The organism is Streptomyces sp. NBC_00075, from assembly GCF_045041225.1.
GTDB classification, from domain to species: domain Bacteria; phylum Actinomycetota; class Actinomycetes; order Streptomycetales; family Streptomycetaceae; genus Streptomyces; species Streptomyces adonidis.
On sequence record NZ_CP108243.1, the window covers coordinates 4139608 to 4152119 of the forward strand.

The following is a 12512-nucleotide window of genomic DNA, read 5'->3' on the forward strand; positions in this document are numbered from 1 at the left end:
GCGGCGCAGGCGTGCTCTCGGTAGCCGACATGGACGCCTCCTGAGGTCCGGGGGCGGACGTAGTTAGGTAAACCTAACCACGAACTGGATACCATGTGACCACGCGCAAGACACCCAACGCAACATCTTGCCGACCGATTGTCGGAACATTCACGCAAACGTTCGTCCGGCGCTCAGATCGAGCTGAGGTCAACCGACGCCCATCGCTCCCCCACCCCCGTGAGGGTGACGTGCCGCACCTCGTCGGTGGTGTCACCGACAGCCCGGTGGATCAGCAGATGCAGCCGGTCGTCGGTCAGCTCCTCGACCTTGCCCTCGCCCCACTCCACGACGATCACGGACTCGGGCAGCGAGACGTCGAGGTCGAGGTCCTCCATGTCGTCGAGACCGCCGCCCAGCCGGTACGCATCCACGTGGACGAGCGGCGGGCCGTCGCCGAGGGAGGGGTGGACGCGGGCGATCACGAAGGTGGGCGAGGTGACCGCACCCCGGACCCCGAGCCCCTCGCCGAGCCCGCGCGTCAGCGTCGTCTTGCCCGCGCCCAGCTCACCGGTGAGCATCACGAGGTCGCCGGCCCGCAGGAGCTTGGCGAGCCGGAGGCCCAACTCCCGCATCTGCTCGGGCGAGTCGACGGTGAGCTCGAAGGAGTGACCGGAGGACTGAGGGGCCGGGGAGGGCAAGGGGAACTCAGCCTGGTTGTGCGCTGCCGCTGGTGCTTCCATAACCGGAAACGGTAGCCCCTGCCGGCACGGCACCCGCGCGGGTGAGCAGGTCGGCGAGCCGGTCGGTGACGACCTCCGGGTGCTCCAGCATCACCAGGTGCCCGGCGTCCGGCACGAGGACCAGCTCGGCGTCCGGCAGCAGGTCGGCCATGGCCTCGCTGTGCTCGCTGGGCGTGACGAGGTCGCCGACCCCGGCCAGCACCAGCACGGGCAGATCCTTGAAGTGGCCGAGCGCCTCGGTCTTGTCGTGCTCGGTGAAGGCCGGGTAGAACTCGGCGACGACATCGATGGGCGTGCCCTCGATCATCCGTTCGGCGAACCGGGCGACGGCCGGATCGACGTCCCTCGACGAGAACGAGTACCGCTTGATGATGCCGGCGAAGAGATCGGTGGTGGCCCGCCGCCCCCGCTCGACCCACTCGGCCTGCTGCCCCAGCGCCTTCAGTATTCCGGGCAGCACCCGCCGTACGGCGTTCACGCCCGCGACGGGCAGCCCGAAGTTGACCTCGCCGAGCCGCCCGGACGACGTACCGACGAAGGCGACCGCGACGACCCGCTCCCGTACGACGTCCGGGAACTGGTCGGCGAAGGCCATGACGGTCATCCCGCCCATGGAGTGCCCGACGAGCACGATCGGCCCCTCGGGCACGGCGGCGTCGAGGACGGCCTTCAGGTCCTGCCCGAGCTGGTCGATGGAGACGGGCGTGCCGTCGTTGATCTGGGCGGCGCCGCGCCCGGACCGGCCGTGGCTGCGCTGGTCCCAGTACACGCTCCGTACGACCCCGCGCAGGGCGGCCCGCTGGAAGTGCCAGGAGTCCTGGTTGAGGCAGTAGCCGTGGCTGAAGACGACGGTGACGGGGGCCGGGGCCTTGCGTCCGAACAGGCGGCGCCTGCGCGGCGTGAGGGCGGGCGCGGCCGCCGGGTCGACGTCGTCGACCTCGTAGTACAGCTCGGTGCCGTCGTCGGCGTACGCCTTGCCCGGGGTGCCGCGCAGCGAGCCGTACGGGCCCGTCGAGTCGAGCGCGAGCCGCGCCTTCTCGCGCATCCCTCGTCCCACGGTCATCCGCTCGACGGCGACACCCGCGGCGGCACCGGCGGCCACCACTCCTATGGCGACGCCGACGATGCCGGTCGCCCGGCGCCAGTTCGCCGACGCCCCCGTGGCGGAGGCCACGGCCGCCGTGGCGGCGCTCGCGACGACCTCCGCACTGCTCTCGCTCACGTACCGCTCCTCGCTGAAGTGACTCTGGAACAACTGACTGACTGAATGACTGATGAGGCTGCCGGGGTGACTCGTGCCGCCGGACAAAGAGCCCGTCGGGCGTCTACCCCTCTTGTTGCTCATTCACGTAGACGCGGGGCACCCGGGTTCCGATGCGCGTGACGATTTCGTACGCGATCGTCCCGGCCGCCTGTGCCCAGTCCTCGGCGGTGGGCTCGCCGCGGTCGCCGGGCCCGAAGAGGAGAACCTCCGCGCCGGCCTCGGGCTCGTCGCCCCCCAGATCCACGACGAACTGGTCCATGGCGACCCGCCCGGCCACGGTCCGCCACTTGCCGCCGATCAGCACGGGACCGGTGCCGGAGGCGTGGCGCGGGATGCCGTCCGCGTAGCCCACGGGCACCAGGCCGAGGGTGGTGGCGCCGGGGGTGAGGTAGTGGTGCCCGTAACTGACGCCGTGGCCACCGGGTATGTGCTTGACCAGCGCGAGCGAGGCGGCCAGCGTCATCACGGGCCGGAGCCCGAGGTCGGCGGAGGTCCCGATCTCGGGACTCGGCGAGATGCCGTACACGGCCACCCCCGCCCGCACGAGGTCGAAGTGGGTGTCCGGACGGCTGAGCACGGCGGGCGAGTTGGCGAGATGCCGTACGTCGGGCCGCAGTCCGTGCCGTTCGGCGTACGCGACCATGTCGTGGAAGCGGGTGAGCTGGGCGTCGATGGAGGGGTGGTCGGGTTCGTCGGCGCAGGCGAGATGGGACCACAGCCCGGTGACCCGGATCAGCCCGTCCCGCTCGGCGCGCAGGGCCGCGGCGACGAGCGCGCACCAGTCGTCCCCCGGCTGACAGCCACCACGCCCGAGCCCGGTGTCGGCCTTGAGCTGCACACGAGCGGGCCGATGAGCAGCGGAAGCGGCTTCCGTGACCTCCCGCAGGGCCCACATCCCACCCACCGACACATCGATGTCGGCCTCGATGGCGGCCTGCCAGGGCCCGCCGGGCGTCCAGAGCCAGCACATGATCCGGACGTCGCGAGGAATCCCGGAGGCCGGCTGCCGGAGGGCGAGCGCCTCCTCGGGGGTGGCGGTGCCGAGCCACTCCGCACCCGCCTCGACGGCGGCCCGGGCACACCGGAGCGCCCCATGGCCGTACGCGTCGGACTTGACGACGGCCATCAGGGCCGCGCCGCGCGCGCGGGCGCGCAGGGTCCGTACGTTGGCCCGCAGGGCGGCGAGATCGATCTCGGCGCGGGCACGCAGGGTTGCGGGAGGCGGGGCTGCTGTCTCACTCATGCTCATGGCGCCCCCAGTGTCTCAGAGGGACTCGGGAGCACGGTGGCGCCTACCCCGCGGCCCGTCGGCCCCACACGTACACCCGGTCGCCCGTCTTCAGCACGTCCCACAGCTTCCGGGCGTCGGCGAGGCGCATGTTGACGCAGCCCATGGAGCCGACGGTGGTGTAGATGCTGCCGTAGACGCCGTGGAAGGCCTGGCCGCCGCTGAAGAACTGGGAGTAGGGCATGGGGGTGTCGTAGAGGGTCGAGTGATGATTCTTGTGCTTCCAATAAACCTTGTGCCACCCGCCCCGGGTCGCGTACCCGGCCCGCCCACTACGAATGGGCACGGGCTGGTAAACGACCTTCTTCCCCTTCTGCACCCAGGTGAGCTGCCGCCCGAGGTCGACACAGGCGACACGGTAGGTCCGTACGGGGCACTTGCCGGCGGCGTTCGGATTCTTCCGCGCGGACAGCAACTGCATACGGGACCAGGTGACGGGCCCCGCGAACCCGATGGCGGGCTTGATCTTGTGCTTGAGCTGGAACGCGCGGATGGCCCGGCAGTCGGCGGCGGACTGCTTCCCGTCCACCTTCAGCTTCAGCCAGTACTCGACCTGCCGCTGATAGGGCCCGGTGAGCTTGGAGCAGGCAACTTTGCGAGCGGCGTCATTCAGAGGGACGTACTCGATGAGGTCGTACGTCCCCTGCGCGGCGTCGGCCGGCTCGACGGCGTCCTCTTTCTTCGTCGGGGTGTACACCTGCGGGGCGAGCACCTGATCCGGCGTGTCAAAGCTCCACGGCTGAGAGGGCGAGGGCCGAACGCCGGGAACGAGATCGCCCATGAGGCCCGGCGACGGCGGGGGCGGCGACTGGGCAAGGGCGGTGTGGGCGGGAAGGGCGATCATCGCGACGAGGGCCACGGCCAGGCACCGGTGCGTGATGTTTCTGCTCATCATGCGATCAGGAGAACGCGGGGGTCGGCCGCACCGGGGTTAGCCGCGCGGCGGGGTCACCCGACCGGGGCGCGAAAGGCAACGTCGGTACAGCGCGGGTCGAGGCATCTCAGCTCGTCCGGGGTCCAAAAGGCAACGTCCGTCCAGGCCAGGTCGCGTTTCCCGCCCACCCACCCGTTTACGGCCAACTCACCAGCGCGGGTCGAGGCACCTCAACACACCCACCCGTTCACCAGCACCCATCCATCCCCGGCCGGCACCTCCAGCCCGTCCGGCGTTTGAGGACGAGGCCGTTCAGGCCGAAGCGGGGGTCTGGGGGCGGCAGCCCCCAGGGATGGGACGGGTAGGGGCGGCGGGGGCGAAAAACATCCCACCGTCACCCACCCCGGACATCCCGCCAAGCCCTCCCCACCCCCTCCGCAACCCCCTGCGCCCCCACAGGCGCCCCCTCCGCCGCCAACCGCCCCGCCAGCCCATGCAGATACGCCCCCACACTCCCCGCGTCCACCGCCGAAAGCCCCGCCGCCAACAACGACCCGCACAGCCCGGACAGCACATCACCACTGCCAGCGGTGGCAAGCCAGGGCGTACCGGTCGGGTTGACCCGTACGGGGCCGGCCGCCGGGCCGACGACGAGGGTGGTCGAGCCCTTGAGGAGGACGGTCGCGCCGTATCGGGCGGCGAGTTCACGGGCGGCGGACAGCCGGGCGCCCTCCACCTCCGCACGGGCCACGCCAAGCAGCGCGGCGGCCTCCCCCGCATGCGGGGTCATGAGGGTCGGCGCCCGACGCCCCCGCACAGCCTCCCTCTCCGCCAACCGCAACCCGTCCGCATCGATCAGCACAGGCACATCCGCCTCCAGCACCTCGGCGACAGCACCGGCATCGTCCCCGGCCCCGGGCCCGACCACCCACGCCTGCACCCGCCCCGCCGCCCGCGGCCCCTGGTCGGACACCAGCGCCTCCGGAAAACGCGCGATCACGGCATCCCCCGCCGGCCCCACGTACCGCACGGCCCCCGCCCCACCCCGCAACGCCCCGGCGACGGCCAGCACAGCGGCCCCCGGATACCGCGCGGACCCGGCCGCGATCCCGACGACGCCCCGCCGGTACTTGTCGCTCTCGGCTCCGGGCACCGGCAACAACCGGGCGACGTCCGCGTGTTGCAGCGCCTCCAGCTCGGCCACCTCGGGCAGCACAGCCCCGAGCCCGATGTCGACGAGCCGTACGGTCCCGGCGTACTCGCGCGCGGGATCGACGAGCAACCCGGGCTTGTGCGTACCGAACGTCACCGTCAGATCAGCCCGAATCGCCGCCCCGCGCACCTCACCACTGTCGGCGTCGACCCCACTGGGCAGATCGACGGCGACCACAGCGGCCCCCGACTCCCGCACCGCCGCCACCAACGGCAGGACATCGTCCCGGAGCCCACCCCGCCCACCGATCCCGACGATGCCGTCGACGACTAGATCGGCCCGCCGGACAACCCCCGTAACCCCGCCCCTCCCCTCGCCCCAAGCCAAATCGCCATTACCACCCCCAGCCCCACCACCGGGCCCAAACCCCCCACCGGATTCCCCACCGGCGCGCACCACCGTCCCGCCCGCCCCCCGCAGCGCCGCAAGCCCCCCGGAGTGCGCGCGCTCCGGCGCGAGCAGTACCGCGGTCACGCCCGCCCCGCGCCGGGCGAGCCGGGCCCCGGCGTACAGGGCGTCACCGCCGTTGTCACCGCTGCCGACGAGCAGGACGACCCGCGTCCCGTACACCCGCCCCATCAACCGACCGCAGGCGACGGCCAGTCCGGCCGCCGCACGCTGCATGAGCGCACCCTCCGGCAACCGTGCCATCAGCTCTCGCTCGGCCGCCCGTACCGTCTCCACGCTGTACGCAGTTCGCATACGCCGAGTCTCCCGTACCGTCGCCCGTCCGTCCGTGTTCACCAAATCCATACAGCGACCATCTGGTCACGGACCGTTCGCATCTTCACACTTTTTCCCACGACACACGGCACGACGCATGTGCCAAGGGAATCGGGGGATCCCCATGGACGGACGACAGCTCGCTGCCTCGACACCGACGGCGGTACCCGTCCGGTGACGCCCTACAGAAGTCCCGAGGACGACGGCGAGCAGCCCGCCACCGGATCCACCGAGTCCGCCCGCAACGTGGACATGCACGCCTGGGCCAGCGAACACGGTTCGGTCCACCAGTCGGCGGAGAACATGATCGTCGTACACGGCGATCTGATCCGGATCCACCATCTGCACCGGCACCAGCACTTCCACCCCGACGACGGCGGCGGCGCCGAGGAGGCGGTCGAGCGGGGCACCGTCCCGGCCGGCGGCGAGGGTGTCCCGTACCCGGGAATGCGCGCGTTCGGACGCGCGGACGCCGAGTGGTTCTTCGGCCGGAGGACCCTGCTCAGCAGGTTGTTCGACCGGCTCGAGAAGTGTCTGGACGACCACCGTCCGCTCGCCGTCGTCGCCCCGTCCGGCGCGGGCAAGTCGTCGCTGCTGCGCGCCGGTCTGCTGCCCGAGCTGGCCAAGGGGCAGCTGCCCGGCGCGGAACGCTGGCCCCAGCTCCTGCTGACCCCCACGGCCGCTCCGCTCGCCGCCCTCACCACCGGTCTCGCCCTGCTCACCGGGGCCGAGGAAGCGGTGGTCGGCGCGGCGGTGGAGAGCGGCCCGGGAAGTGTCGTCCGGCTGGTGCGGGAGCGGCTCGCGCTGCCGACGGAGGCGCACGTGCTGCTGGTCGTGGACCAGCTCGAGGAGCTGTTCACGCTCTGCCAGGACGAGTCGGTGCGCCGCCGTTTCGTCGCCGTACTCGCCGCCCTGACCGCTGCCGACGGCTCGCACGCCCCCGTCGCCCTGACCGTCTACGGGCTGCGCGCCGACGTCTACGGCTCCTGCGTCGCCCATCCCCACCTCCACGACGCCCTACAGAACCGGCAGTTGATCGTCGGCCCGATGACCGACAAGGACGTACGCGACGCCGTGACCCTGCCCGCCCGGCGCGCCGGGCTCAGGCTCGGGCCGGGACTGGTGGACGCGGTCCTGCGCGACCTGCGCGGCACCGTCGGGCGCCCCGTCGGCGACGACGACGCCCGGGCCGCCTCCGACACCACATCCAGCACCGGCACCGCCGCGTACGAGGCCGGCCGGCTGCCGCTGCTCGCCCACGCGCTGCGGAAGACCTGGCTGAACCGTGTCGGCGACACCCTGACCGTGGGCACCTACCGGGAGACCGGCGGCATCGACGGTGCCGTGGCGGACACCGCCGAGACGGAGTTCAAGAGCCTGAGCCCGGCCGATCGGCGGACGGCCCGGCAGCTGTTCCTCAGCCTCGTCAGGATCGGCGACGGGGGCGAGGCCGTACGGCGCCCCCGTACCCGCGCCGACCTGCTGCTGACCACCACCGATCCCCGGGCCGTCCCGGGCCTGGTCGAGCGGTTCACCCTCGCCCGGCTGCTCACCCAGGGCAGGGGACCCGAGCGGGCCACCGTCGAGGTCACCCACGAGGTGCTGCTGACGGCGTGGCCACGTCTGCACGGCTGGATCGCGGCTGCGGGGCAGGGCGGCGTACCCATTCGGCAGGAACTGGAGGAGGCGGCCGTCGCCTGGGACAACGGCGGGCGCAAGGACACGGCCTCGCTGTACCGGGGCGCGCGGCTGGAGCTGGCCCGTTCCTGGGCGGCGGACGACCGCGACGAGGATCTCGTCGAGGTGGTCGCCGACTTCCTCGACGTGTCCGGGCGGTACGAGCGCCGGAGCAGGCTGCTGCGGCGCGGCGCGGTGGCCGTCATCACCGTCCTGGCACTGCTCGCCTCCGGGCTCGCGGTGTTCGCCCTCGACAGCCGCGCGGACGCCCTGAAGCAGCGCGACAACGCGGTCTTCGACCGGGTCACGGCGGAGGCGGACCGCCAGCGCGACACGAACGGCGCGCTCGCCGCCCAACTCGACCTGGTGGCGTACCGGATGCGGCCGACGGCGGCGTTACGGACGCGGCTGATGCAGGAGGCGGGGGCGGTGATGCCGACGCGGCTGCCGGGGGACTTCGGCGCCGTGCACTCGGTCTCCTTCGGCGCGAAGGGGCGGCTGGCCACCGGCGGGGACGCGCTGCGGTTCTGGAACGCGGCGGACCCGACCCGCCCGGCCCCGCTGGCCTCTCCGGTCGCCGGCCGGGCGGGGACCCGGGTGTCGTCGGTGTACAGCCCGAAGCGCGGTCTGCTGGCGGTGGGCGGCGGGGACGGCGCGATGCGGATCTTCGATGTCTCCGACGGCGCGCACCCCGTACCGCTCTCGGACTGGATCCAGGTCTCGACGGGACCGTTGCCCATCCTGCGGTTCAGCCCCGACGGCCGGACGCTGGCCTTCGTCAGCACCGTCCAGTCGGGCGGCGCCATGATGTCCGGCGAGGTGCAGCTGTGGAGTGTCGTGGAGCCCCGGCGACCGCGGCGGCTGAGCAGCATCGCGTCCGTCCCCGGGCAGAGCGCCTCGTCCCTCTCCTTCAGCCGGGACGGCACCCTCCTCGCCATCTGCGGCGGCACGACCCCGGGGACCGAACGTGTCCAGCGCCTACGTCTGATGGACGTCTCGGACCCGGGCCGCCCGAAGGCCGTGGGCGGCGAGCTGGGCAGTCACTCCACCGTCGTCAACCATGTCGCGTTCAGCCCGGTCGGGCCGGTCCTGGCCAGCGCGGGCAGCGACAACAAGGTGGTCGTCTGGGACCTCTCGCAGCCGCGCCGCCCGAAGGTGGCGAGCCAGCTCTTCCTCAGCAGCCCGGCCACGTCGGTCGAGTTCAGCCCGGACGGCCGACTGCTCGCCACCGGTGAGAACTCCGGCAGCGTCTACCTCTGGAACGTCGGGGCCCCGGGTACCACCAGGACCCTCGGCCCGGCCCTGCAAGGACACACGGCCAACATCACCACTCTGTCCTTCGACAGCACCGGACGCACCCTCGCCAGCGGCGGCGGGGACGGCAGGATCCTGCTGTGGCGACTGCCCCCGACCCTCGCCGTCACCACCGGCGGCTACGCGGCCGAAGTGGTGTCACCGACCGACGACGGACGCCTGCTCGCGGTGGCCTCCGGCCCGTCCGTCACCCTGTGGGACATCTCCGACCCGTCCCGGCTCACCCAGGTCGGCCGGCTCCCCGATGCCCGTACGTCGGTGAACGCGCTGGCCTTCCGGCCGGGCCGGACCGGGCAACGCCTGCTGGCCGTCGGCGACTTCGGCGGCGGGATCAGGCTCTGGAACGTGTCGGCACCGGCCCGCCCGCTGGAGGCCGGCGCGGTGCGGCCGGGCGTCGGGATACCGGTCGGCGGGCTGGCCTTCGACGCCTCGGGACACACGCTGCTGGCGGGCGCACTGCAACTACAGAGCGGTTTCAGCGGCAGCCTGCACGCCTGGGACGTCTCCGACCCGGCCCGCCCCACCCCCCTAGGCGACGGCCCGCTCGGCGGATACCTGCTGCCGGTCCGGGCCGTGGCCGCCGCGCCCCGGGGCGGCTACGTCTACACGGGCGAGGTCTACGGCGGCAATCTGCGCGTCTGGCGAACGGCGGACGGCACCGTACCCACCGAGACGGGCCGGATCAGCACCGGCCAGATAGTCATCACCCTGGCCGCCGACACACGGACCCGGGTCGTCGCGACAGGCAACGGAGACAGCTCTGTCCGCCTCTGGAACATGTCCCGCCCGACCGCCCCGACCCCGCTGGGCAAACCGCTGCTCACCGGCGGAATCGTGAACAGCCTGGACTTCGCTCCGAGCGGCGGCCTGCTCGCGAGCGGCAACGGCATCGGCCAGATCCGCCTGTGGGACACCACCGACCCGGCCCACGCCACGGCCTACGGCCTCCCGGTCACCGGCCACGGCGGCCTCGTCTCGGCACTGGAGTTCAGCCCCCGCGCCGGCACCCTGATCACCGGCGGCGCGGACGGCACGGTACGCCTCTGGCAGACCGACCCGACCACGGCCCGCACACTCCTGTGCGCGTCGACGTCTTCGGCGATGACGCCGGCCCAGTGGAGAAAGTACGTCTCCCCGGACCTGCCGTACGACCCACCGTGCCCCAAGTGACCCCTGCGGCTACCCCTCGGCCACCACAACTGCCGAGGCAACCCCCGCGTCATGACTGAGCGACACATGCCATGACCGCACCCCGAGTTCCTCCGCGCGCGCGGCCACCGTCCCCGTCACCCGCAGCCAGGGCCGCCCGCTGTCCTCGACGCAGACCTCCGCGTCCGTCCAGAGCAGCCCGCCCGGAGCACCCAGCGCCTTGGCGAGCGCCTCCTTCGCCGCGAACCGCGCGGCCAGCGAGGCGACCCCGCGCCGCTCCCCGCTGGGCAGCAGCAACTCGCCCTCCAGAAACAACCGTTGGGCCAGCCCGGGCGTCCGCTCCAGCGAGGCCCGGAACCGCTCGATCTCGGCGACGTCGATGCCGACTCCGATGATGCTCATCCGCGCACTTTACGATCCGTACGGCGCCCTCGGTCGGCCGCCTTGCCGAACAGCTCCTCAGCACGCTCCACCGTGCGGACGCGGTTGAGCCAGTCATCGAGGCGAGCAAGGTCGGTGCAGGTGGTGAGGCGTGCGCGGAGGTCGTCGGAGACGGGGAGCCTCCGCACTTCCAGCACGGTCAGGATCACCTCGGCCTTCCCCTCCGCCAGGCCGACGGCGTAGCCGGTGGCCCACTGCTCGCCATATCCCGTCGGCCATTTCTCGATCTTTCCCCGCAGATACGTGATCTCTCCGGGCGACAGACCGTCCCGGTTGATGATCTCCTTGAGCCTGCCGCGGAGTTCGGCCATGGCCTTCTCGGGCGAGAGGCCAACCAAGGCCATGGCCGCCACAAGCCCCGTGGCGATGCCGGAGACTTCCTCTTCCAGTTCCGGGCGCAGGCCCAGCTCCAGCTCTCGGTTCGAGTGCATCACGCGGCGGCCCGCAGCTCGCACCACACGAATTTGCCGCGATTCCCGAAGCGACTCAGCGGCTGCCATCCCCAGAGGTCGGCACAGGCCAGCACCATGCCGAGCCCACGCCCGTCCTCCGGCTCCAACTCGACGAGCTGCCCCAAGTCCCGGGGCGGCTGCGGCGGTCGGGGGTCGGCGTCCCAAGCTCCGATCCGCAGTACACCGGCCGACCAGCGGACGCGCAGGGCGGCGGGCCCCTTGGTGTGCCGTACGGCGTTGGACACCAGCTCACTGGCGAGGAGTTCGGCGACGTCGACGAGGCCGATGAGTCCGTGCATGGTGAGGATGAGGCGGAGGGTGCGGCGGCTGACGGTGACGGCGCGGGGGTCGTTGGGGATGTAGAGGGAGTACTCCCATGACTCAGGGTCGGTTTCAGACATGCGTCAACTCCTGTTCGGCGGCATGGTCCAGGCGTACGCAGAGTGTGCACCAGATCACCGACAGTAGATATAAATCTAGAGATACGGCAAGCTGGTCGCGTAATCTGACCCCGAACGAGTCGCGCCCACAGGCGCGTTGAACCTAGGAGCGGTCGAGAGCTTTGAGGCGTGAATCAACGGCCCGCCAGACGCGCCTGGCGACCGAGCTACGCAGACTCCGTGAAGCAGCGGGCCTCAACTCCCGCCAGGCGGCAGCGCTGCTCGGAGTGAGCCCCGCGCAGATCACCCACATCGAGTCCGCCCTCGCGGGAGTGAGCGAGCATCGACTCCGCCGCCTCGCATCCCACTACGCCTGTACGGACGAGGAGTTCGTCGACGCCCTGGTCGCGATGGCTACGGACCGGACACGCGGCTGGTGGGAGGAATACCGGGGCCTGCTGCCCACACCGTTCCTGGACCTCGCCGAACTGGACCACCACGCCACCTTCCTGCACGAGGTAGCGATCCTCTATGTGCCGGGCCTCCTCCAAACGGAGGACTACGCCCGCGCCGTCTTTTCGTCCAGGCTGCCCGAACTCACCCACGACGAGCTTGAGTTGCGCATCCGGCACCGGATGGCACGCCAGGGGACGACCACCCCGTACGAAGCCGTGGTCCATGAGTCAGCGCTTCGGATCCGAGTCAGCGACCGGGCCGCTTCAAAGGCTCAACTCGCCCGGCTCCTCAAGCTCTCCGAAGAGGACCACATCACCTTGCGCGTCATCCCCTTCGACCTGGACGGCTTCACCAGAGCCTCCAGCACGATGACGTATGTGGGCGGCCCGCTGGCCAGACTCGACACGGTGGTGCGCGACGCCCCCCATGGAACGGTCCTGATCGATTCCGAGGCCCAGCTCAACACCTATCGAACACGCTTCCGTAAGGTAGAAGCTGTATCCCTCGCCCCCGAACGGTCGCGCGACTTCATCCACAAGCTGGCGCAAGAGCTGTGAGG

At 71.6% G+C, this 12512-nt stretch carries 10 protein-coding genes; 2 read left to right on the top strand and 8 right to left on the bottom strand.

Translation table 11 applies throughout. The features are described from left to right. Positions 1–173: 173 nt before the first annotated feature. The 5 genes from tsaE to OG787_RS17645 form a co-directional block, all read right to left on the bottom strand. Positions 174–722, bottom strand: coding sequence for a tRNA (adenosine(37)-N6)-threonylcarbamoyltransferase complex ATPase subunit type 1 TsaE (tsaE, locus tag OG787_RS17625; RefSeq protein WP_405535706.1), 549 nt, complete (start codon positions 720–722; stop codon positions 174–176). Continuing rightward, positions 688–1944 (bottom strand): alpha/beta fold hydrolase, encoded by a 1257-nt coding sequence (locus OG787_RS17630; RefSeq protein WP_369030594.1) that lies wholly within the window; start codon positions 1942–1944, stop codon positions 688–690. Before OG787_RS17630 ends, tsaE begins: the two co-directional genes overlap by 35 nt. 103 nt (positions 1945–2047) lie before the next feature. Then, positions 2048–3229, bottom strand: a complete 1182-nt coding sequence (gene alr / locus OG787_RS17635; RefSeq protein WP_405535707.1) for an alanine racemase — start codon at positions 3227–3229, stop codon at positions 2048–2050. Between the two features lie 49 nt (positions 3230–3278). After that, the gene (locus tag OG787_RS17640) at positions 3279–4169 is read right to left on the bottom strand and encodes a L,D-transpeptidase family protein (RefSeq protein ID WP_369030592.1); all 891 of its coding nucleotides are present in this window, start codon (positions 4167–4169) and stop codon (positions 3279–3281) included. Positions 4170–4542: 373 nt separating this feature from the next. After that, on the bottom strand, positions 4543–6063 hold the full coding sequence (locus OG787_RS17645) for an NAD(P)H-hydrate dehydratase (RefSeq protein ID WP_405535708.1): 1521 nt from the start codon (positions 6061–6063) through the stop codon (positions 4543–4545). A 195-nt stretch (positions 6064–6258) separates the two neighbouring features. Between OG787_RS17645 and OG787_RS17650 the strand changes: the two genes are divergently transcribed. Further along, entirely contained in the window at positions 6259–10245 is a 3987-nt protein-coding gene (locus tag OG787_RS17650) for an NACHT and WD repeat domain-containing protein (protein ID WP_405535709.1), read from the top strand. A 9-nt stretch (positions 10246–10254) separates the two neighbouring features. On the opposite strand, the gene OG787_RS17655 is transcribed toward OG787_RS17650, so the two are convergent. The 3 genes from OG787_RS17655 to OG787_RS17665 are packed head-to-tail and all read right to left on the bottom strand — an operon-like array spanning position 10255 to position 11518. Continuing rightward, complete coding sequence (locus OG787_RS17655) at positions 10255–10626, bottom strand: holo-ACP synthase (RefSeq protein WP_369030589.1); 372 nt, start codon at positions 10624–10626, stop codon at positions 10255–10257. Further along, positions 10623–11096, bottom strand: coding sequence for a hypothetical protein (locus tag OG787_RS17660; RefSeq protein WP_405535710.1), 474 nt, complete (start codon positions 11094–11096; stop codon positions 10623–10625). Before OG787_RS17660 ends, OG787_RS17655 begins: the two co-directional genes overlap by 4 nt. Continuing rightward, positions 11096–11518 (bottom strand): ATP-binding protein, encoded by a 423-nt coding sequence (locus OG787_RS17665; RefSeq protein WP_369030587.1) that lies wholly within the window; start codon positions 11516–11518, stop codon positions 11096–11098. Before OG787_RS17665 ends, OG787_RS17660 begins: the two co-directional genes overlap by 1 nt. 161 nt (positions 11519–11679) lie before the next feature. Here OG787_RS17665 and OG787_RS17670 point away from each other — a divergent pair, with 161 nt between their 5' ends. Next, a complete protein-coding gene (locus OG787_RS17670) occupies positions 11680–12510 on the top strand; it encodes a helix-turn-helix domain-containing protein (protein WP_369030586.1) in 831 nt (276 codons plus the stop codon). Positions 12511–12512 lie beyond the last annotated feature (2 nt).

Coding starts and splice junctions, on each gene's coding strand:
- tsaE (WP_405535706.1), bottom strand. CDS start 722: ATGGAAGCACCAGCGGCAGCGCACAACCAGGCTGAGTTCCCCTTGCCC.
- OG787_RS17645 (WP_405535708.1), bottom strand. CDS start 6,063: ATGCGAACTGCGTACAGCGTGGAGACGGTACGGGCGGCCGAGCGAGAG.
- OG787_RS17655 (WP_369030589.1), bottom strand. CDS start 10,626: ATGAGCATCATCGGAGTCGGCATCGACGTCGCCGAGATCGAGCGGTTC.
- OG787_RS17660 (WP_405535710.1), bottom strand. CDS start 11,096: ATGCACTCGAACCGAGAGCTGGAGCTGGGCCTGCGCCCGGAACTGGAA.
- OG787_RS17640 (WP_369030592.1), bottom strand. CDS start 4,169: ATGATGAGCAGAAACATCACGCACCGGTGCCTGGCCGTGGCCCTCGTC.
- alr (WP_405535707.1), bottom strand. CDS start 3,229: ATGAGTGAGACAGCAGCCCCGCCTCCCGCAACCCTGCGTGCCCGCGCC.
- OG787_RS17665 (WP_369030587.1), bottom strand. CDS start 11,518: ATGTCTGAAACCGACCCTGAGTCATGGGAGTACTCCCTCTACATCCCC.